The organism is Knoellia sp. B-D-2 (assembly GCF_057714695.1).
The window spans coordinates 459,919-478,121 of sequence record NZ_CM173189.1; the positions used below are offsets into that span (position 1 = coordinate 459,919).

Annotated in this window: 15 protein-coding genes; 4 read left to right on the forward strand and 11 right to left on the reverse strand. The window is 72.6% G+C overall.

Annotated features, from left to right (window positions below; translation table 11 throughout):
• Positions 1 to 35 precede the first annotated feature (35 nt).
• The 4 genes from AC3EU2_RS02180 to AC3EU2_RS02195 are packed head-to-tail and all read right to left on the reverse strand — an operon-like array spanning position 36 to position 4,283.
• Entirely contained in the window at positions 36 to 839 is an 804-nt protein-coding gene (locus AC3EU2_RS02180) for a carbohydrate ABC transporter permease (protein WP_488178110.1), read from the reverse strand.
• Complete coding sequence (locus AC3EU2_RS02185; RefSeq protein ID WP_488178111.1) at positions 839 to 1,735, reverse strand: carbohydrate ABC transporter permease; 897 nt, start codon at positions 1,733 to 1,735, stop codon at positions 839 to 841. The genes AC3EU2_RS02180 and AC3EU2_RS02185 overlap by 1 nt, the downstream gene beginning before the upstream one ends.
• The gene (locus tag AC3EU2_RS02190) at positions 1,735 to 3,096 is read right to left on the reverse strand and encodes an extracellular solute-binding protein (RefSeq protein WP_488178112.1); all 1,362 of its coding nucleotides are present in this window, start codon (positions 3,094 to 3,096) and stop codon (positions 1,735 to 1,737) included. Before AC3EU2_RS02190 ends, AC3EU2_RS02185 begins: the two co-directional genes overlap by 1 nt.
• Positions 3,093 to 4,283 carry a PfkB family carbohydrate kinase gene (locus AC3EU2_RS02195; protein WP_488178113.1) on the reverse strand — a complete coding sequence of 397 codons (1,191 nt, stop codon included), beginning with the start codon at positions 4,281 to 4,283 and terminating at the stop codon, positions 3,093 to 3,095. Before AC3EU2_RS02195 ends, AC3EU2_RS02190 begins: the two co-directional genes overlap by 4 nt.
• Positions 4,284 to 4,372: 89 nt before the next feature.
• Here AC3EU2_RS02195 and AC3EU2_RS02200 point away from each other — a divergent pair, with 89 nt between their 5' ends.
• Both AC3EU2_RS02200 and AC3EU2_RS02205 read left to right on the forward strand, forming a co-directional pair.
• On the forward strand, positions 4,373 to 5,716 hold the full coding sequence (locus AC3EU2_RS02200; protein WP_488178114.1) for a 6-phospho-beta-glucosidase: 1,344 nt from the start codon (positions 4,373 to 4,375) through the stop codon (positions 5,714 to 5,716).
• Positions 5,717 to 5,841: 125 nt separating this feature from the next.
• A complete protein-coding gene (locus tag AC3EU2_RS02205; RefSeq protein ID WP_488178115.1) occupies positions 5,842 to 6,927 on the forward strand; it encodes a ScyD/ScyE family protein in 1,086 nt (361 codons plus the stop codon).
• A gap of 59 nt (positions 6,928 to 6,986) precedes the next feature.
• On the opposite strand, the gene AC3EU2_RS02210 is transcribed toward AC3EU2_RS02205, so the two are convergent.
• The 7 genes from AC3EU2_RS02210 to AC3EU2_RS02240 form a co-directional block, all read right to left on the reverse strand.
• Complete coding sequence (locus AC3EU2_RS02210; protein WP_488178116.1) at positions 6,987 to 7,691, reverse strand: ABC transporter ATP-binding protein; 705 nt, start codon at positions 7,689 to 7,691, stop codon at positions 6,987 to 6,989.
• Complete coding sequence (locus tag AC3EU2_RS02215; protein WP_488178117.1) at positions 7,675 to 8,529, reverse strand: ABC transporter ATP-binding protein; 855 nt, start codon at positions 8,527 to 8,529, stop codon at positions 7,675 to 7,677. The genes AC3EU2_RS02210 and AC3EU2_RS02215 overlap by 17 nt, the downstream gene beginning before the upstream one ends.
• Positions 8,526 to 11,681 carry an FtsX-like permease family protein gene (locus AC3EU2_RS02220; RefSeq protein ID WP_488178118.1) on the reverse strand — a complete coding sequence of 1,052 codons (3,156 nt, stop codon included), beginning with the start codon at positions 11,679 to 11,681 and terminating at the stop codon, positions 8,526 to 8,528. The genes AC3EU2_RS02215 and AC3EU2_RS02220 overlap by 4 nt, the downstream gene beginning before the upstream one ends.
• Before the next feature lie 137 nt (positions 11,682 to 11,818).
• On the reverse strand, positions 11,819 to 12,121 hold the full coding sequence (locus tag AC3EU2_RS02225) for a thiamine-binding protein (RefSeq protein WP_488178119.1): 303 nt from the start codon (positions 12,119 to 12,121) through the stop codon (positions 11,819 to 11,821).
• Positions 12,122 to 12,144: 23 nt separating this feature from the next.
• The gene (locus AC3EU2_RS02230; protein WP_488178120.1) at positions 12,145 to 13,833 is read right to left on the reverse strand and encodes an NAD(P)/FAD-dependent oxidoreductase; all 1,689 of its coding nucleotides are present in this window, start codon (positions 13,831 to 13,833) and stop codon (positions 12,145 to 12,147) included.
• A 10-nt stretch (positions 13,834 to 13,843) separates the two neighbouring features.
• Complete coding sequence (gene meaB, locus AC3EU2_RS02235) at positions 13,844 to 14,827, reverse strand: methylmalonyl Co-A mutase-associated GTPase MeaB (RefSeq protein WP_488179425.1); 984 nt, start codon at positions 14,825 to 14,827, stop codon at positions 13,844 to 13,846.
• Positions 14,828 to 14,877: 50 nt separating this feature from the next.
• A complete protein-coding gene (locus tag AC3EU2_RS02240) occupies positions 14,878 to 16,095 on the reverse strand; it encodes an acetyl-CoA C-acetyltransferase (protein ID WP_488178121.1) in 1,218 nt (405 codons plus the stop codon).
• Between the two features lie 167 nt (positions 16,096 to 16,262).
• Between AC3EU2_RS02240 and mce the strand changes: the two genes are divergently transcribed.
• Together mce and ccrA are read left to right on the forward strand one after the other, a co-directional pair.
• The gene (mce, locus tag AC3EU2_RS02245) at positions 16,263 to 16,721 is read left to right on the forward strand and encodes a methylmalonyl-CoA epimerase (protein WP_488178122.1); all 459 of its coding nucleotides are present in this window, start codon (positions 16,263 to 16,265) and stop codon (positions 16,719 to 16,721) included.
• Positions 16,722 to 16,845: 124 nt separating this feature from the next.
• Positions 16,846 to 18,186 carry a crotonyl-CoA carboxylase/reductase gene (gene ccrA, locus AC3EU2_RS02250; protein WP_488178123.1) on the forward strand — a complete coding sequence of 447 codons (1,341 nt, stop codon included), beginning with the start codon at positions 16,846 to 16,848 and terminating at the stop codon, positions 18,184 to 18,186.
• Positions 18,187 to 18,203: the final 17 nt, after the last annotated feature.

Here is an 18,203-nt window from a genome sequence, read left to right on the forward strand (position 1 = left end):
GCACCGTAGCCGCTGGCCCGTCTGGCGCCGCCGCGTCAGTCCTTGACGGCGCCCTCGAGCATCCCCGCGATGAAGTGGCGCTGGAGGAAGAGGTAGACGACGACGACCGGCAGGGCGACGATCGTCGCGCCGGCCGCGAGCAGGGCGTAGCCCTGGGTGTACTGCCCCGAGAAGAAGCCGAGGCCCAGCGGCGCGGTGCGCAGCGCCTCGTTGGTCGGCACCATGACGAGCGGGATGAGGAACTCGTTCCAGGTCCACATGAAGGTCAGCACGATGAGGGTGACGATCGCCGGGCGGGCGAGCGGGACGAGCACCTGCCAGAGGATGCGGCTCGTCGAGGCGCCGTCGAGACGCGCGGCCTCGACGATGGAGCGCGAGCTCGACCGGAATGCCGCCCGCAGCCAGAAGGTGCCGAACGCCACCGACTGCGCCACCTGGGGCAGGGCGATCGCCCAGAAGGTGTCGGTGAGGCCGATCGCCCGCAGGTCGAAGAACAGCGGCACGACGATGGCCTCGGCGGGCATCATGATGCCGAGGAGCATGAGGTAGAAGAGGGCGTCCGCACCACGGAAGCGCATCGTGCCGAACGCGAACCCGGCGAGCACGGAGAGCACCGTGCTCACGGCGACGACGAACGCGGACACGAGGACGCTCGTGCGCAGGTAGCTGCCGAAGCGGCCGATCTCCCACGCCTGCGAGAGGTTGCCGAGACCACCCGGCGCCTCGGCGTCCGGCTGCAGCCCGGCCACGACGATGGACAGGATCGGGTAGATCGCGAACACGGCGAAGGCCGTGAGGATGACGTAGTTCATCGTCCGCTCGGACTGCGAGACGCGCATCAGGCCTCCGCTCGGTCGCCGACGCGGGTGATGACGAAGCTGATCGCGAAGATGACGACCGTGAGGCAGACGCCGATCGTGCAGGCGAGCCCGACCTGACCGAGCTCGAAGGCTTGCCGGTAGACCTCGTAGCTCGGCACGGTGGTCGTGTACCCGGGCCCGCCCGACGTCGTCAGGTAGATGAGGTCGAAGGTCTTGAGGGCGGCGATGACGGTGAGCGTCAGGGCCACGGCGATCTCTCCGCGCACCGACGGCAGGGTCACCGCGAAGAACTCCCGGATCGCCCCTGCGCCGTCGAGCCGCGCCGCCTCGTAGAGGTCACGCGGGATGCGCGCCATCCCGGCGAGGAGCAGCACGGTGACAAGGCCGCTCTCGAACCAGGTGCCGATCAACCCCACGGCGGGCAGCGCAAAGGCGTACTCCCCCAACCACCCTCGCGTCCACGACTCCAGCCCGACGGCGCTGAGCACCGAGTTGATGGTGCCGTCGGGGGCGTAGATCCGGCGCCACGCCACGGCGATGACGACCATCGCCACGACCTGCGGCAGGAAGACCACGGTCCGGAAGAACCCGAGACCGCGCACGCTCGCCCGGTGCAGGACCGACGCGAGGACGAGTCCGACGACGAGCGGGATGACCGCGAAGAACAGCATGAGGACGAGCGCGTGCGCGAACGCCCCCCGCAGCCGCTCGTCGGTGAGCACCTCCTGGTAGTTCGACAGCCCCGCCCACGTGCCGACCGTCAGCCCGTCCCAGTCGAAGAGGGACAGGTAGACGGCCTTGAGCAGCGGGTAGAGGGCGAACGCGGCATACACGAGGAAGGCCGGCAGGACGTAGAGGTACCCGATCCGACGGGGCTCCCCCGGCGGCCCGGCGGCCCGGACGCGAGCCGTCATCACTGACCGGTGAAGTCGCCGTAGTCCTTCTGCAGCGTCTCGAGGGCCTTGTCCGGGGTCGCCTTCTTGGCGAGGAGGTCCTGCAGGGTGGCGCCGAGGGTGTCACCCATCGTCGGGGTGGCCCAGTCGAGGTAGGGCACGAGCCCGTCGTTCTCGGACACCGCACCGAACGCGGTGAAGACGTCGGTCGCGAGCGCGTCCGGTGCCTTCTGCTCGGCGGTCTCGACGACGGGGAGGTTGCCGTTCTCGGCGAGGACCTTCATCGCCTCGGGACTGGTGATGAAGTTGACGTAGGCCGCGGCGGCGTCCTTGTTCTTCGCCTTCTGGGTGATGGCGAAGGGCAGGCCCGAGCCGCCCGTCGTCACCGGCGAGCCACCGGCCTCGGGTGCCGGCGGGAGCATGAACTTCACGTCGGTCTTCATCGCGGCCGAGAGGTCGGCCTGGAGCCACGACCCCGCGATGAGGAAGAGGCCCTGGCCCTTGGTGAAGTTCTGCCAGGCCGGGTCGTAGTCCTGCCCGTTGAAGCCGGCGTTGAAGTAGCCCTTGTCGACGTAAGTGACGAGGGTCTGGGCGGCCTTGGTGTTCTCGGGCGAGGTCCACGAGCCGCCGGGCTGGCCGAACCCGAGGGTGCGGATGTCGTCGGCCTTGGTGAAGCGGCCCTGGACGACGCCGAACACGTGGCCGGCCGGCCACTTCTCGAGGTTGCCGAGGACGAGGGGGACCTCCCCCTTCGTCTTGGCGGTCGCGAGGGCCGCGTCGAACTCGGCCCACGTCTTCGGCGGGTTGATGCCGAGCGTCTTGAGCTTGGCGTCGTTGTAGAAGATGCCGACGACCTCACCGACCTGCGGCAGGCCGAAGAGCGAACCGGAGCCGAAGGTCTTGCCGTCGGGCGAGTAGGACGCGACGTTGCGCACCGACTGCGGGTAGCGCTTGTCCCACCCGTAGGCCGCGGCGTACGGGTCGAGGTTGACGAGCTGGCCGGCCTTGACGAACTCGCCCATCTGCGAGCGGGTGTTGTTGGCCTGGACCACGTCCGGCGCGTCGGCCCCGGTCAGCGCGAGCCGGAGCGTCTTGACGAGGTCGTCGAACGAGCGCGACACGCGCTTGATCGTGATGTTGGGGTACTTCTTCTGGAACTCGGCGTTGAGGGTCGCCATCTGCTTCTCCTGGCCGCCGCGCACCTCCTGGTCCCAGACCGTGAGGGTGACGTCGCCGAGGGAGGCCGCGTCGGTCTTGACCGCGCCGGGCGCGGGGCCCGACGACTCGTCGGTGCTGTCCTTCGAGCTCCCGGGGGCGCAGGCTCCGAGCGCGAGCCCGGCGGCGGCGAGAAGGGTGACCAGCGTGGTGCGCGTGCGGTTCATGAGATCTCCTCGGTGAGGGGGGTGGTGGCGGGCGCCGCCGGGGCCTGGGCCTGGGCGTCGGACAGCTTGGCGATGGTGGCGGCGGCGCGCCGGACCGCACCGGAGGGGACCTCGGCGACGAGGTCGTCGAGGAACGCGAAGCGTCGCTGCACCGACCTGGCGGCCGCGTTGGAGGTGGGCTGGCATCGGACCCGGTGCCACCAGTCGGCGATGTCGCCCCAGCCGGGCGCGGCGAGCGAGCCACCGAACTCCTGGACGGCGAGGCTGGAGCACAGCGTGGAGAAGTTCATCCGGTCGAGCAGCGGCCAGCCGGCGAGGGTGCCGACGAGCATCCCCGCGTCGAAGACGTCGCCGGCCCCGGTGGGGTCGATGGCCTCGACGCGCAGGGCGGGCACCGAGGCCTCCTCGCCGGTCTCGGAGTCGATGGCGACGGCGCCGTCGCGCCCGTTGGTCACCACGGCGAGCGGCACGAGGTCGGCCAGTGCGTACAGGGCGTCGTGCGCGGAACCGGTGCGGGTGTAGGCCATGGCCTCCACGGCGTTGGGCATGAACGCGTAGCACTGGTCGAGCTGGTCGAGGACGGCGTGCGACCAGACCCCGGTCGGGTCCCACCCGATGTCGGCGAAGATGAGTGCGCCGTCGGCGGCGGCGCTCTCGGCCCACCGGCGCTCGGGGTGCCCCTGCCCCAGCGGGCGGTCGGCGTCGAGGTCGAGCAGCAGCGACCGGGCCCGGGGCACGTCGCCGATCATCTCGGTCGCCGACTCGGGCGAGTCGTGCCCGTGGGTGATCATCCGCCGGTCGCCGCCCACGGAGACCGAGACCGTCACGGGGGTGTGCCAGTGCGGGTAGCGCCGCGACCGGGAGAGGTCGATGCCCTCCTGCTCCTCGAGGGAGCGCCAGCAGAACTCGCCGTAGTCGTCGTCACCGAAGGCCGCCCCCAGGGAGGTCTTGAGGCCGAGGCGCGCCGCGGCGACACCGAGGTTGGCGATCCCGCCGGGGCAGGACCCCATCCCCTCGGCCCACACCTCGGTGCCGCTCTTGGGCATGGCAGCGAGGCCGGTGAAGATGATGTCGAGGAAGACGGTGCCCTGGACGAAGACGTCGACCTCGGGGTCCCCGGCATGCCGGATGGACGCGAGCGGGTCGAAGACCTGGGCGAGGGGCACCTCGTCATCGTGTCCCGCCACCTCTCCCACTGCAACCACATCCGCCCGGCGCGAGGTCTCGGTGTTGCTACGTTGGCGGACGTGATGCAGCCCCACGCAGGTCGAGCCCGGTGAAGCTGACGATCCTCGGCGGCGGGGGGTTCCGCGTACCCCTCGTCCACGGAGCACTGCTGCGCGACGAGTCCGACGACCGGGTGACCGAGGTCGTCCTGCACGACCTCGACGAGCCGCGCCTGCGGGCCGTCACGGAGGTCCTCGCCCAGCACGGCCGCGAGGTCCCGCACGCCCCCGTCGTGCGGGCGACCACCGACGTGGACGACGCCCTGCGCGACGCCGACTTCGTCTTCTCGGCGATCCGCGTCGGCGGCCTGGCCGGGCGCACGCTCGACGAGCGGGTGGCACTCGACCTCGGTGTCCTCGGTCAGGAGACCACCGGCCCCGGTGGGCTCGCCTACGCCCTGCGCACGGTGCCCGTCGCCCTCGACCTCGCTCGACGCACCAGGGAGCTTGCTCCGGACGCGTGGTTCATCAACTTCACCAACCCTGCGGGCATCGTCACCGAGGCGATGCAGACCGTCCTCGGCGACCGGGTCATCGGCATCTGCGACTCCCCGATTGCGTTGGCGCGCAGGGCGATCGGGGCTCTCGGTCTCGACCCCTCCCGCACCGACATCGACTACGTCGGGCTCAACCACCTCGGCTGGCTGCGCGCGCTGCGGGTCGACGGCACCGACCAGCTTCCCCGGCTCGTCTCCGACCCCGCTGCCCTGGCGGGCCTCGAGGAGGGTCGTCTCTTCGGGCCCGAGTGGATCGCCGCCCTGGGGGCCATCCCCAACGAGTACCTCTACTACTACTACTACTCGCGCGAGGCGAGGGCCGCGATCGAGTCCGCGCCCCAGACGCGCGGCGAGTTCCTGCGCGACCAGCAGGACGCGTTCTACGCGGCGGTCGCGCACGACCCGGCGACCGCGGCTGACCGCTGGCGCCGCGTGCGCGAGGAGCGCGACGCGACCTACATGCGCGAGGCCCGCGCCGCGGACGAGCAGCGGGACGAGGCCGACGTCGCCGGCGGCGGGTACGAAGGCGTCGCGCTGGCGATCATGGCGGCGATCGGCCGGGGCGAGGAGTCGTCGATGATCCTCAACATCCGCGGTGGTGGAGCCGTGCCCGGCCTGCCGTCCGACGCGGTCGTCGAGATTCCCTGCCGGGTGGACCGCGACGGCCCGCACGCGACGACGCTCCCGCCCGTCGAGGGCCACATGCTCGGCCTCATGCAGCAGGTCAAGGCCGTCGAGCGGCTCGTCATCGAGGCCGCGACGACCGGCTCCGAACGGGCGGCCCTCGCGGCGTTCGCCCTCCACCCGCTCGTCGACTCGGTGACCACGGCGCGTGCCCTGCTCGAGGGCTACCGGCGCGCCCATCCCCAGCTCGAGGCTCTGCTCGGCCGGCCCTGACCCGTCGCCGTCCCGACCCCGCTCCTGTGCTCACCGTCCCCGCGGACTGGGCCGATCCGACCATGTCCGCCGGCGCACGTCGAGAGGATGCTGGGGGGACCCATCTCCGTCCGAGGGAGGACCTCATGCCCCATCGAAAGACGCTCGGATTCGCGGCCACGACCGCTCTCGCGACAGCCGTCGCCGTCATCTCCGCCCCGGTCTCGGCAGCCACGGGCGGCCCGACCGTCGTCGCCTCCGGCCTGCACAGCCCCCGCCAGCTGAGCTTCGCGCCCGGTGGGGACCTCTACGTCGCCGAGTCCGGCAGTGCCGGGACCGAGGCCTGCCAGGACCACGCGGAGCTCGGGCACATGTGCCTCGGCATGACCGGGTCGGTGGCACGGATCACCGCGAAGGGTCACGTGCGCCGGGTCGTCCAGGGGCTTCCCTCGGTCGGCAACGAGGAGGAGGCGATCGGTCCCACCGACATCACGTTCACGAGCAGGAAGAGCTTTGCGCTGACCATCGGTCTCGGTGGGCCCCCGTCCTACCGTGACGGGTTCGGACCCGGCGGCGACCTCCTCGCGCACGTCGTCACGGGCAGCCTCCGCTCGGGCACGGTGACGGCGCACACCGACCTCGCGGCCTACGAGGGGTCCGCGAACCCCGACGGGACCGACCTCGACACCAACCCCGTCGGCATCGCACGCTGGGGCAAGACCTTCGTCGTCGCCGACGCCGGCGCCAACGCCGTCGTGAGGACTCCGGGCTCGACCGTCGCGGTCCTTCCGCCCGTGCCCGCCCTGGGGCCCGACGCACCCTTCCCCGGCTTCTTGGCAGACGCCGTGCCGACCGATGCCGTGCGGGGGCCGGACGGCGCCTGGTACGTCAGCCAGCTCGTCGGGTACCCGTTCGAGAAGGGGTCCTCGTCGATCTGGCGGGTCAGGCCGGGGTCGACGCCGACCAAGTGGGCGACCGGACTCACGAACGTCACCTCGCTGGCCTTCTCCGCCAGCGGCCGGCTCTACGCCGTCGAGATCGCCGAGAACGGCCTCCTCGGCGGGCCCGTCGGGCGCCTCGCGCGCATCACCCCCGGTGGCTCCACCCATGCGACCGTTGCGGGCGGGCTCTTCGCGCCCTACGGTGTGGCGATCCGTGGCTCGCACGCGTGGGTGACCACGGGCTCGGTCCTCCCCGAGGGTGGCCAGGTGGTCCGCATCCGCCTGCGCTGAGTCCGACCCCGGATCGGGTGCCGGCGGGGACGCCGGCGCCCGGTCCGGCGCGGAGCGACTCAGGAGGAGATGACCTCGCCGTCGTCGAGTTCGATGGCACGGTCGGCGCGCTCCGCGGCCTCGGGGTCGTGCGTCGTCATGAGGACGATCCCGCCGGCGTCGGCGCGCGCGCGCAGGAGGCCGAGGACCCGCTCCCGGTTGTCGTGGTCGAGCTCGCTCGTCGGCTCGTCGGCGAGCAGGACCGCAGCCTCGATCGCCAGCCCGCGCGCGACGGCGGCCCGCTGCTGCTGGCCGCCGCTCAGCTCCTCGACGAGGTGCGTCCCGGACTCCCCCAGCCCCACCGAGACGAGTGCGGCCCTCGCGCGCTCCGCCGCCTCCGCGGGCGCGTACCCGCGGGCGCGCAGTGGCGCGAGGACGTTCTCGTATGCCGTGAGCACGCTCGCGAGGCCGTTGCCCTGCGGGATGATCGCCACGGCCCCGGGCTCCCGCGTGCCTCCCGGTCCGTTGCCGAGGTCGATCTCGCCCGACTCCAGCCCGACGATGCCGGCGACGGCGTTGACGAGCGTCGTCTTGCCCGCGCCGGAGTGTCCGATGACTGCGACGAAGTCGCCGGCGCGGGCCGAGAGCGACACGGCGCGCAGGGCGGCGACGTCGCCGTAGCGGACGCTCACCGCGCGCACGTCGACGATCGGGGCCGACCCCGGTGCAGGGGCGGCGGGCGGACCGTCGGGAGCCCGCCGACCGCGCTCAGAGTGCCGGCCCATCGGCCACCTCCTCGATCTCGTCCCTGACGAGGGTCCAGCCCTGCTCCGACTCGACGAGGCGGACCAGGGTCCCGGGGGTCAGCGTCGCCAGCACGTGGGGCGGAAGCGGGACGGAACCGTCGGCCGACACGACGGCGAACTCCTCGCCCTCGCGGCCCTCGGCACCGACCCGGCCGTCGCGGATGGTGACGGTGCGGGGCATCCGCGCGGCCACGTCCGGGTCGTGGGTGACGACGATGATCGTCGTCCCCCACGTCTCGTTGATGTCGGCCAGCGCCCGCAGGACCTGGTCGCGGGCGTCGTGGTCGAGCTGGCTGGTGGGCTCATCGCCGAGAAGCAGCCCGGGTCGCGTGGAGACGGCGACGGCCAGGGCCCCCCGCTGGAGCTCGCCGGGGGTGAGCGAGGTCAGCGGGGCGTCGGCCCGGTCCCGGAGCCGCACGAGGTCGAGGACCTCGTCGACCGGCGTGAGCTCGTCACCCCGGCCCTTGCGTGAGCCCTGGGCGAAGGCGACGTTCTCGCGGATCGTCTGGTGCGGAATGAGGTTGCGCGACGCGCCCTGGAGGACGATCCCCACCTCGCGGCCCCGCAACCGGTCGAGGTCGGGCTCGGACATGCGGGACAGCTCGTGGTCGCCGATCCGAATGCGCCCGGCGCTCGGCCGGAGGAGCCCCCCGAAGAGCGTGAGCAGGGTGGACTTGCCCGCGCCCGACGGACCGAGCAGGGCGACCATCTCCCCTGCCGCGACCGAGAGGTCGACGCCCGCGAGGGCGGCGACGTCGTGGTGCTCGGCACGGTAGATGTGCACGAGACCGGCGGTCATCACCGAGAGGCCGGTCACCACGCCTCCCGCAGCCGGTCGGGGTCGCCGTGCCGTGCGGAGCGGAGCGCGAGGACGACGGACACCACGACGAGCACCGCGAGGGCGACGAGCCACGACGCCGCCATGACGCCCCACGCCGGCGCGAGGTCGAGGGCGGGCACGACCGCGGGCGTGTCGAAGAGCGGGACGAGCGGCATCGCGAGGACGGAGCCGACGACGCCGCACAGCGCGCCCACGACCCCGGCGACGACCACGAGGGTGACGGCCTCGCGCACGGCGGCCCGGCGCAGGTCCGAGCCGGACACCCCGGCGACCCTCAGGGCGGCGATGTCCCTCGTGACGATGCGACAGGTGGTCATGGCGACGACGACGAGCATCACGGCGGCGAGCAGGAGCGACAACGTCGCGGTGAACAGGGCGAGCAGCAGGCCCCACCCGGTCGCGGACTCGTCGAGCAGACGACGCTGCTCGGCCAGCGAGCGCGTGGAGAGCACCTCCAGGCCCCGGTCGCGCAGCACCCGCTCGGCCCCCGCGACCCCGCCGGGGAAGGCGTCGTCGATCCACACCTCCATCGCGCCGGAGGCGGGCAGCCGCCCCCCGATGCGGAGCATGAGGTCGAGGTTGACGAGGGCGCCGCGCGGACCGACGAAGGGTAGCGCCGGGACCTGCTGCTGCGCCGAGGCCGGCGTCGTGCGGCCGGCGAGGCTCTGGATCTCGAAGCGCTCGGGGGTCCCGCCGCCCGGGACCTGCCCCGAGAGGAGGGCCGGCGTCACCTCCGGGGCGTCGGCGCGGCTCACGGCCCCGTTGCGGCCGGTGTTGGTGAAGCTCAGGCGGAGCCCGCCGCCCGGCGCGGCGGCCATGGCGAGGCTGTCCGTCAAGGGTCCCGCGTCCTCGATGGGGAAGCCCGTGGCGGGGTCGATGACGACGTTGCCGCTGTTGCCGCTCTGGTCGGTGGTGGCCGGCTTCGGCGGCCGCCACCCGGCGGGGTCGTCGATGCCCAGCGAGGCACCGTCCAGCGCGAAGGCGCTGAGGTCGACGCGACCCTGCACCCCTTCGAGCTCCTGACCCTGCGCGAGCTGGACCCACACCGACTGGAGGCGACACCCCTGCGGGCACAGCACCGGCGCGTCGAGCGCGAGCGTCCCCGATCCGGTCGCCGGCAGCGCGCCGATGTCGCGCGTGAGGACCTCCCCCTCGGGCGTCGTCACGGTGATGCCGAGCCGCAGCGGTGTGCCCCCGACGACCGGGGGGACCCACTCCGCGGCCGGGACCCCCGGGGGGCGCGGCCCGAAGCCGACGCCGACCGGGCTGAGCGCGTAGGCGGCAGTCGCAGTGAGCCGCTCACCCTCGAGGCGCACGGGGTCCTGGTCGGGCAGCGCCAGCCGGTCGAGGGCGAGGCCGGCCTGCGCCGGCGGGTCGAAGGCGATCCGGTGCAGCTGCTCCGGGCGGGCCGCCAGCGTCGTCGTGGAGTCCGGGTCGCGCTGGGTCACGACGCCGACGGGCATCGCGTGCTCGCGCTGGCCCGCAGGGAGCTGGTCGACGACCCGCGCCACGGCGGTGGGGTCCTTGGACCCGGTCCTCAGGGCGCCGAAGGCACCGACGGTGACCTGGGCGCGGTTCTCCCGGTTGCGGTCCGCGACCGCAACGGCGTTGGCGGCGAAGACGACGAGGGCGGACACCGCGGTGACCACGAGCAGGACGTGGCGGGTCGTGGGGCGCCGGGCGACGGCCAGACCGGCGAGGGCCGTCCCGAGGCCACCACGGGCCAGGGCCCGCCGGCCGAGCCGGGTCGCCGCGAGCACGACGACGGCTCCGAGCAGCGCACCCGCGGCCAGCGCGAGGAGGGTGGGCGTGAGGATCGCCAACGGCCCGCTCACCTGGTCGGTGACGATGCCCACGACACCGACCGCGGCGAGCACGACGAGGAGGAGGTCCCCGACCCGCAGGGTGCGGCTCGTGGTCGTGGGTGGGACGCGCCGCAGCAGCGAGGCGATGGGCTCGCGCAGGACCGGCCGCGCCGCGGCATACACGACGGCGAGGGAGGCGAGACCCGCGACCAGGGCTGCCACGGGAACGAGCCAGCCCAGCTCGAAGGGGACACCCGGGGGCAGGACGAAGCGCCGCACGAGCTCGCTCAGGCCCACGGCGAGGAGCACGCCCAGCGGCAGCCCGAGCAGGACGGTCAGGCCGAGCTCGGCCATGACGAGCCGACGGCTCGCGTCACGGCTGCGCCCGCGCAGCCGCGCCACGGCGATCTCGGGACGCCGCTGCGCCACCGCCGCACCGGCGACGAGGACGAGGACCGCGAGCGCCACGGCGACGAGCTGGGCGATGAGCAGCGGCACGAGCTGGCGCACGAGGCGCTTGCCGTTGACGACGGTGCTCGCGATCTCCGGCAGCGGGCTGTCGACCGACGCCTCCGACGGCGGGCGGATCGCCTTGACCGCCCGGCCGGCCGCGGCGAGCGAGTCGAGCGTGATGAGCGACTCCTTGAGCCGGAGGTCCACCGAGAGCTGGGCACCGGTCCAGCCGGGACCCAGCCCGGCCGGCGCCACGACGAAGTCGTCGATGGCCGGGACGAGGTCGCCGTAGTCGACGAGGCTGCCCGACTTGCCCTGCAGCTCGGTGCGCAGCCAGTAGTCGGGGTCGTCCTTCGCGGTGTAGATCCCGACGACCGTGTCAGGGGCCTGGCCGGCCCCCTGCTCCCCCATGGGGAGCGTCGTGCCGAGGGTCCACGACCACCGCTCGGCGTCCGCGGCGGACACGAGGATCCCGGACGCGTCCGAGGGGCAGGTGCCGGCGCTGAGGGTGAGGTGCTCGCAGACGTCGTCGCGCGCGACGAGGCGCACCGGCGAGGGCCGGCGCCCCGCCACGGGGACGACGTCGGTCGCGGCCGTCATCATCGAGATGCCGGGGTGGTACCACTGCGACAGACCGGCCGGCAGCTGCGCCTCGACCTCGTTGGCGGTCAGCGTCGGTTCCCGGGTGCGCGACGCGAGGACGCTGAGCTTGAGGTCGGCGGCGTCCATCCGGCCGAGGGTGGCGCGCAGCAGCGCCTGGTCGAGAGAGCGCGAGAAGAGGGGCGCGAAGGCCGCACAGGTGGCGACGAGGGCGGAGATGAGGACGAGCACGAGGGACTGACCGCCGCGGTAGCGGATGGCCTTCCACATCTGGTCTCTCCCCCATGGGTCACGGTCGGTGCGTCGACCGCACCCGGGTCACGCTAGCCATGCCGATCCGTGGCACCACCGCGCAGCGACCAACCGTGACGGTTTCGTCACTTGCGCACGGCCGGGCCGCGCCCCGCTCAGCCCTCGGCGAGGGTCGCCTCGAGCCGGTCGAGCTTGCCCTGCATCTCGCCGGAGCGCCCCGTCCGGACGTCGGCCTTGAGCACCAGCCCGACCCGCGGGCCGTGCGCCGCCACCGCGTCGACGCACGCCTTGACCACGGCCATGCACTCGTCCCACTCACCCTCGATGGTGGTGAACATCGCGTCGGTCCGGTGTGGCAGCCCGCTCTCCCGCACGATGCGGACGGCGTCGGCGACGGCGGCCGTCACCCCGCCCTCGTCGTCGGCGACGGACGGGGACACGGAGAAGGCGACGAGCATGACGACACCGTATGCCGTCGGGCTCAGCCCGCGTCGGGCGCCAGGTAGGCGTGCACGAGGGGCACCACGCCGGCCCCCTCGCCGCTCGCCGAGGCGACGCGCTTCATCGAGCCGCACCGGATGTCTCCTGCGACGAAGACACCGGGCACGGTGGTGGCGTAGGGCTGCGGTGGACGGCCGCCCGGCCAGGACTGGGGCGGCGTGTCCGAACCGGAGAGGACGAAGCCGAGGTCGTCCCGGACGACCTCGCGCGGGAGCCAGTGACAGGTCGGCTCGGCGCCGAGCAGGAGGTAGAGCCCGGCGGCCTCGACCCGCTCGTCCAGGCCCGAGTCGACGTCGCGGAGAAGCAGCCACTCGAGCCGACCCTCGCCGCCACCGTCGGCGACGACGGTGCCCGGCCGGACCGTGATGCGCGGGTTGCCCTCGATCTCGCGGACGAGGTAGCTCGACATCGTCGCCGCGAGGCCGTCGCGACGCACGAGGATCGTCACGTGCCGGGCGAAGCGCGAGAGGTGCACGGCCGCCTGGCCGGCGCTGTTGCCACCGCCGACGACGTACACGTCCTTGTGCTTCACCTCGCGGGACGTGCTCGCCGCGGCTCCGTAGTTGACGCCTCGACCGACGAGGCCCTCGAGCGCGTCGACGCCGAGCCGCCGGTAGTCGACTCCGGTGGCGATGAGCACGGTGCGGCCGCGCACGCTGGCGCCCCCGAGCTCGACGACGTGGCACCCGTCGGGGCCGCCGCCGATCCGCAGCCCGGTCACCTCCTGCCCGGCGAGGAAGCGTGCGCCGAACCGCACGGCCTGGGACCGGGCCCGTTGGGCCAGCCGCATTCCCGAGATGCCTCGCGGGAAGCCGAGGTAGTTGCGGATCATCGCGCTCGTCCCGGCCTGCCCGCCGATCGGGCCCTGGTCGATGACGAGCGTGTCGAGACCCTCGGACGCCGCGTAGACCGCCGCCCCCAACCCCGCGGGACCGGCGCCGACGACGACGAGGTCACAGACGGCGTCCTCATCGATGTCGGTCGGTCGCCCGTAGAGGACGGCACCGAGGTCGGCGTTCGACGGGCGGGACAGGGGCGGCTCACCAGTGGGCGCCTGGAGCACGGGGAGCTCGGCTCCAGGCCCGGCCGCCGCGAGCACCTCGACGCCCGCCGGGCTGTCGGGTGCGTGCACCGTGTTGGGCATCCCCATCCGGTCGAGGAAGTCGCGGATCCGGCTCAGGTCGGGCGACGGCCCGTCGGCGATGATCCTCGTCCCGTCGATCTCGGACAGGTTGACCGACTGGGCCCAGTCCGAGAGCGTCTCCGATATCGCGGTGTGGAACTCCTCGTCCCGCGGGCCCTGCGGCAGCATGAGGTAGAGGTCGAGTCGCCCCTCGGCGAGGCTCTCGCGCATCACCCCGACCGACCCGCGGAAGCGGTCCGCGGGAATGTAGACGAGCCGCCGGGCGCTCGGCATGAACTTCTGGAACTTCGCGAGCAGGTGGGTGGCCTTCTCCCCACCGGCGAAGAACTCGCACGCCGCCAGGGCGACCGGTCGACGCCCGGACTTGAGGTCGGTGAGGACCTCGACCGCCTCCTCCATGCTCGTCGGGGCGAGGATCTCGTACTCCGACGCGTAGCGCCGGGTCAGGACGTCGACCATCGCCTGGCGGTACTCGGCGCCGAGGACGACGATGACCGGGGTCGGACGCGTGCCGGGGGACGTCACCCGCACCACGCTACTGGCGCTCGCCCTCGCCGGTGACCCGTCCGAGGACCTCGCGCGCCGCGGCGTACACGTCAGTGTCGCCGCGCGACACCGAGGAGGCGAGCGCATCGGACACCAGCCCGTCCGCGCCACCGATCCGGCGGCGCAGCTCCGCGAGGGTGATCGCCTCGATCTCCGAGCGCGCCCGCTCGCGCCGGCGGGCCTCGAGCCGCCCCGACTCGCCGAGCCAGTGGCGGTGCACGGTGAGGGCCTGCACGAGCTCGGGGATGCCGTCCCCGCGGCTCGCGATGGTCCGCACCACCGGTGTCCGCCAGTCCACCGACTGCTCGCGGTTGCCGAGCTGGATCATGTGGCGCAGCTCGCGGACCGTCTCGTCGGCGCCGTCGCGGTCGGCTTTGTTGACGACGAAGACGTCGCCGATCTCGAGGATCCCGGCCTTGGCCGCCTGGACGCCGTCGCCCATCCCCGGCGCGAGGATGACGACCGTCGTGTCGGCGCGGGCCGCGACCTCCACCTCGGACTGGCCCACACCCACGGTCTCGACGAGGACGACGTCGAAGCCGGCCGCGTCGAGCACGCGCAGCGCCTGGGGCGTGGCGAAGGAGAGGCCGCCGAGGTGGCCACGCGACGCGACCGAGCGGATGAAGACGTCCGGGTCGGTCGCGTGCTGCTCCATGCGGATCCGGTCACCGAGCAGGGCGCCCCCGGAGAAGGGGGAGGACGGGTCGACGGCGAGCACCGCGACCCGTCGGCCCGCCTCCCTGAAGGCGGTGATGAGGGCGGCCGTCGTCGTCGACTTGCCCACTCCCGGTGACCCGGTCAGGCCGATGACGTGGGCCCGCCCCCCGTACGGGGCGAGGGCGGCCATGACGTCCGGGAGCGCCGGGTGGGCGTCCTCGACGAGCGAGATGAGCCGAGCCACCGCACGCGAACGCCCCTCCCTCGCGTCAGCGACGAGGGAGGGGACGTCGACGGTGCGTGGCGTCTGGGCGATGGCGGTCGGCCTGCTCGCTGCGGACGCTCGGTGCTCGGGTGCTTCGTCGATCAGGCGCCGGACGGCACGGTGAGGATGAGGGCGTCGCCCTGGCCCCCGCCACCGCAGAGGGCGGCCGCGCCGGTGCCGCCACCACGGCGCTTGAGCTCGAGGGCGAGGTGGAGCGCGATCCGGGCACCGGACATGCCGACCGGGTGACCGAGGGCGATGGCCCCGCCGTTGACGTTGACCTTGTCCTCGTCGAGACCGAGCTCCTTGGTCGAGGCGAGTCCGACGGCGGCGAACGCCTCGTTGATCTCGACGAGGTCGAGGTCGGAGGCCGAGATGCCCTGTCGCTCACAGGCCCTGACGATGGCGCGGGCCGGCTGGCTCTGCAGCGTCGAGTCCGGGCCGGCGACGACGCCGTGGGCGCCGATCTCGGCCAGCCACGGGAGGCCCAGCTCCTCGGCGCGCGAGCGACGCATGACGACGACGGCGCACGCGCCATCGGAGATCTGCGACGCGGACCCGGCGGTGATCGTCCCGTCCTTGGAGAAGGCGGGGCGCAGGCGGCCGAGCGACTCGGTCGTCGTGTCGGACCGGATGCCCTCGTCGGTGCGGAAGTCGAGGGCCTCCCCCTTGCGCTGGGGGATCGACACCGTGACGACCTCGTCGTCGAAGACCCCGTCCTTCCACGCCTTCGCGGCCAGCTGGTGGCTGCGCGCGGCGAAGGCGTCCTGCTCCTCGCGGGTGAACTCGGCCTCACCGGTGTTCGCCGACTCGGTGAGCAGGCCCATCGCCTGGTCGGTGAACGCGTCCCAGAGGCCGTCCTGCGCCATGTGGTCCTTGAGGGTGACGTCGCCGTACTTGAAGCCGTCACGGCTCTTCTCGAGCAGGTGCGGCGCGTTGGTCATCGACTCCTGGCCGCCGGCGACGACGACGTCGAACTCCCCCGCGCGGATGAGATGGTCCGCGAGCGCGATGGCGTCGATGCCCGAGAGGCAGACCTTGTTGATCGTCAGGGCAGGCACGTTCATCGGGATACCGGCCTTGACGGCGGCCTGGCGGGCGGGGATCTGGCCTTCGCCCGCGGTGAGGACCTGGCCCATGATGACGTAGTCGACGTCCTCGGGGCTGACGCCGGACTTCTCCAGCGCCCCCGCGATGGCGAAGCCGCCAAGGTCGGAGCCGCTGAAGCCCTTGAGGCTGCCGCTCATCCGCCCCATGGGGGTCCGCGCCCCCGAGACGATGACGGTGGGGTCGGTGGTCGGGGTCGTGGCGGTGCTCACTGCATGTCCTCCAACGTCGATGTCGGGCCGAGGCCCACGGGCTTCGTCACGATGCTAGTCACTGGCCCCCGGCGCCCCCAACACGGCGTGACGCAGGTCCCGTAGGTGTCCATCACCACACCCGGAAGACCTGTATGCCGTCCGCTCACGTCCCTAGGCTCACCACCATGAGTCGACCACCGGGCGAGCCCACGTCCTCCGCAGCCCTCTTCACGGCGATCGACCACGTCGGTGTCGCCGTCCCCGACCTCGACGAGGCCATCGCGTTCTACCGGGACACCTACGGCATGACCCTCGCGCACGAGGAGGTCAACGAGGAGCAGGGAGTGCGCGAGGCGATGATGGCCGTCGGCGACTCCGGCTCCCACGTCCAGCTCCTCGCGCCGCTGTCCTCCGAGTCGACCATCGCGAAGTTCCTCGACCGGTCGGGCCCGGGGGTCCAGCAGGTGGCCTACCGCGTCGACGACCTCGACGCCGTGTGCGCCACCCTGCGCGACCGCGGGATGCGCCTGCTCTACGCCGAGCCGAAGCGCGGCACGTCCGACTCCCGGGTGAACTTCATCCACCCCAAGGACGCCGGCGGCATCCTCGTCGAGCTCGTCCAACCCGCCCCCACCCCCCACTGATTGCGCTTTCCGTCCCCCACACCCCGACTCATTGCGCATTCCGTCCCCAGCACCCCGACTGATTGCGACTTCCGACCGCTGCACCACCTGACCTGACCGCCCAGATCAAGGAGCACCACACTTCATGGACCAGATCCGCGCCGCCATCCTCAGCGGAGACCGCACCGAGGAGACCTACGCGAACCTCGCCATCCCCGCGACGTACCGCGCGGCGACCGTCCACAAGGACGAGGTGACGATGTTCGAGGGTCTCGCCGCGCGTGACAAGGACCCGCGCAAGTCGCTCCACATCGATGACGTGCCCGTGCCCGAGCTCGCTCCCGGCGAGGCGCTCGTGGCCGTCATGGCGAGCGCGATCAACTACAACACCGTCTGGACCTCGATCTTCGAGCCGGTCTCGACGTTCGGCTTCCTCGAGCGTTACGGCCGCACCTCCGAGTACGCCAAGCGCCACGACCTGCCCTACCACGTCGTCGGCTCGGACCTCGCCGGCGTCGTGCTGCGCACCGGCCCCGGAGTGACCCGGTGGCGGACCGGCCAGGAGGTCGTGGCCCACTGCCTCTCGGTCGAGCTCGAGGACGCCGACGGGCACAACGACACGATGCTCGACCCGCAGCAGCGGATCTGGGGCTTCGAGACCAACTTCGGCGGGCTCGCCGAGCTGGCGATCGTCAAGACCAACCAGCTCATGCCGAAGCCGACCCACCTCAGCTGGGAGGAGGCGGCCTCCCCCGGCCTGGTGAACAGCACGGCATACCGGCAGCTCATCTCCAAGAACGGCGCGGCGATGAAGCTCGGCGACCGGGTGCTCATCTGGGGCGCCTCCGGCGGCCTCGGCTCGTACGCGACCCAGATGGCGCTCGCCGGCGGCGCGACGCCGATCTGCGTCGTCTCCTCGCCCGAGAAGGCCGAGATCTGCCGGCAGATGGGCGCCGAGCTCATCATCGACCGCAACGCCGAGGGCTACCGCTTCTGGAACGACGAGAACACGGCGCAGGACCCCAAGGAGTGGCAGCGTCTCGGCAAGAAGATCCGCGAGCTCACCGGCGGCCACGACGTCGACATCGTCTTCGAGCACCCGGGACGCGAGACGTTCGGCGCCAGTGTCTACGTCGCGCGCAAGGGCGGCACGATCGTCACCTGCGCGTCGACCTCGGGCTTCATGCACGAGTACGACAACCGCTACCTCTGGATGAACCTCAAGCGGATCATCTCCTCGCACTTCGCGAACTACCGCGAGGCGTGGGAGGCCAACGAGCTCATCGACCGTGGCCTCATCCACCCGACGCTGTCACGGACCTACTCGCTCGACGAGGTCGGGCAGGCCGCGCTGGACGTCCACCACAACCTCCACCAGGGCAAGGTCGGCGTCCTCACCCTGGCGCCCGAACCCGGGCTGGGCATCACCGACGCCGGCAAGCGCGCCCGCTTCGAGACCGAGATCAACCGCTTCCGCAACGCCTGACCGCGACCCGGGCGGAG

Bases quoted from the DNA above. Each gene is read 5' to 3' on its own strand.
- AC3EU2_RS02180 (WP_488178110.1), bottom strand. From the start codon at position 839: ATGCGCGTCTCGCAGTCCGAGCGGACGATGAACTACGTCATCCTCACG.
- AC3EU2_RS02185 (WP_488178111.1), bottom strand. From the start codon at position 1,735: ATGACGGCTCGCGTCCGGGCCGCCGGGCCGCCGGGGGAGCCCCGTCGG.
- AC3EU2_RS02190 (WP_488178112.1), bottom strand. From the start codon at position 3,096: ATGAACCGCACGCGCACCACGCTGGTCACCCTTCTCGCCGCCGCCGGG.
- AC3EU2_RS02205 (WP_488178115.1), top strand. From the start codon at position 5,842: ATGCCCCATCGAAAGACGCTCGGATTCGCGGCCACGACCGCTCTCGCG.
- AC3EU2_RS02210 (WP_488178116.1), bottom strand. From the start codon at position 7,691: ATGGGCCGGCACTCTGAGCGCGGTCGGCGGGCTCCCGACGGTCCGCCC.
- AC3EU2_RS02220 (WP_488178118.1), bottom strand. From the start codon at position 11,681: ATGTGGAAGGCCATCCGCTACCGCGGCGGTCAGTCCCTCGTGCTCGTC.
- AC3EU2_RS02225 (WP_488178119.1), bottom strand. From the start codon at position 12,121: ATGCTCGTCGCCTTCTCCGTGTCCCCGTCCGTCGCCGACGACGAGGGC.
- mce (WP_488178122.1), top strand. From the start codon at position 16,263: ATGAGTCGACCACCGGGCGAGCCCACGTCCTCCGCAGCCCTCTTCACG.
- ccrA (WP_488178123.1), top strand. From the start codon at position 16,846: ATGGACCAGATCCGCGCCGCCATCCTCAGCGGAGACCGCACCGAGGAG.